Origin of the sequence: Collinsella sp. Sow4_D11 (assembly GCF_052116465.1) — a bacterium.
In the GTDB taxonomy this organism is placed as follows: Bacteria; Actinomycetota; Coriobacteriia; order Coriobacteriales; family Coriobacteriaceae; genus Collinsella.
Window position 1 is genome coordinate 1 of record NZ_JBQKLA010000060.1, and the last position, 1,589, is coordinate 1,589.

2 protein-coding genes are annotated in these 1,589 nt (G+C 66.8%); both read right to left on the reverse strand.

The window, feature by feature from the left end:
- On the reverse strand, positions 1–1,223 hold a 1,223-nt coding region (locus ACTQ40_RS10495), incomplete at its 3' end, for a hypothetical protein (protein WP_441564112.1).
- 3 nt (positions 1,224–1,226) lie between these two features.
- Positions 1,227–1,469 carry a hypothetical protein gene (locus tag ACTQ40_RS10500; RefSeq protein WP_343091535.1) on the reverse strand — a complete coding sequence of 81 codons (243 nt, stop codon included), beginning with the start codon at positions 1,467–1,469 and terminating at the stop codon, positions 1,227–1,229.
- Between the last annotated feature and the right edge of the window lie 120 nt (positions 1,470–1,589).

Consider the following 1,589-nt stretch of genomic DNA (forward strand, 5'->3'; position numbering starts at 1 on the left):
GACGCGGCCGGGCTTAGAGCGTCCATCATCACGGCTCGAGTCTTGTTCTCCGGGTCGTGGACGAAGTCCTTGACGAACTTCACCACCCAGTCCGTCCCGGCTCCTCGAGCGAGGAGCTGCATGTGCCGCTTGCGGTGGGACTTGTCGGTGTAGCCCGCCAGCGTGATGGACGAGTGGGTGCGTGCCGGGTTGACGTCGACGCACAGGCTGAGACCGTCGTAGAAGCCCGCGTCGGGATCCGCTTGCCGGTTCCAGATGGAGGCGGGGATGATGGCGTCGATGCCCTCCTCGTCCCACTCTCCTAGGCGGTCACGGCGGAACGTCTCCTCATCCATAGCGCCGTATTCGTCCTCGATCGCCGAGATCGGGGTGCGGCTGGGGCGCGCCGGGTTAGCCGCCATCCAGTGGCGGGGGTCGCTGTAGTCGTAGGAGGACTCCTGGCCGGGCTCCGGCCCGGCTCCCCACTCCACCCAGGCCTGACGCGGCGAGCTGCCCGCCTTGGCCTGGAGGCGCTGTCGCGTGATGACTTCGCCGTTCATCTCGGGTGACGGCGGCGTGCCGCACATCCACATCTGGCTGTTCGGGATGGCCGAGAGCGTGGGGAGGATGGCGGCGAGGACGGCGAAGCCCAGCTCCTGAGCCTCATCCAGGAGGATCGTGGAGGCGGAGAAGCCTCGCCCCGAGCCCTTGGTCCGCGCCATGAACGAAACACGGGTCGTACGGGTGATGCGAGCCTTGCCGCTGCCGTAGAACTCGATGCCCTCTCGGCCGTTGGTGCTGTGGATCCGCTTTACCCTCTTGCGGAGGATGTCGTAGTCGGTGGTGAGGTTCTTCAGCGAGTAGAACGACTCCATGGCCGTCTTGACCTCGTGAGCCGAGTGGATGATGTGGGGCTCATTGAGGAGCAGGATGCCGACCACCTGTCGCGCCAGCAGGGAGCGGCTCTTGCCGTTCTGGCGGGGCTCGATGAAGCCGAACTGGGTCGCGGCCCAGGTGCGGGGGCGGCCGGGCAGCACAAGGTGAGTCTCAGACTCCTCGACGTGCCGGTAGGACATGCCGACGTCGAAGGCGTGCTGCTGGTGCCCGTCGAGGCTGAGGCCGACGGAGTTGGCGACGACGGTCGCCGCCGCGCCGAGGGAACCATCACGCTCGGGGATCTTCTCGAAGCGGGGCGGAGGGTAGGGCGGCGCGGGGGCAGCGCGCCGGGGAGTGGCGACAGCCACGAATCAGCCCTCCAGCGCGGCGAGGGCAGCAGCCAGAGCCTCTTCGGCGGGGTCGGACTCGGCGACGTCGCGGTCGATCATGGTCTCGATGTCCTTGCAGATGAGGCGAAGCTGCCCCATCATGGCGACGATGTCCTTGGGGATCTCGCAGATGTCGATCTCGTCGGTGAGCCGGTCACGGGCAGCGATCAGGATGTCGAGCTGGCTTCCGCCTCGAGCGGCAGCCGAAAGGGACTTGCTGGCCATGGGAACCTCCTGGGTTATGGCGTCGGGGGTACGTGCCTGGTGGATCCAGGGTACGCGACGCGAGCGACAGCTCGCTCTTCTGTCCGAAGACACCATCTGATATACCCACGGGGGTATGTG

Bases quoted from the DNA above. Each gene is read 5' to 3' on its own strand.
- ACTQ40_RS10500 (WP_343091535.1), bottom strand. From the start codon at position 1,469: ATGGCCAGCAAGTCCCTTTCGGCTGCCGCTCGAGGCGGAAGCCAGCTC.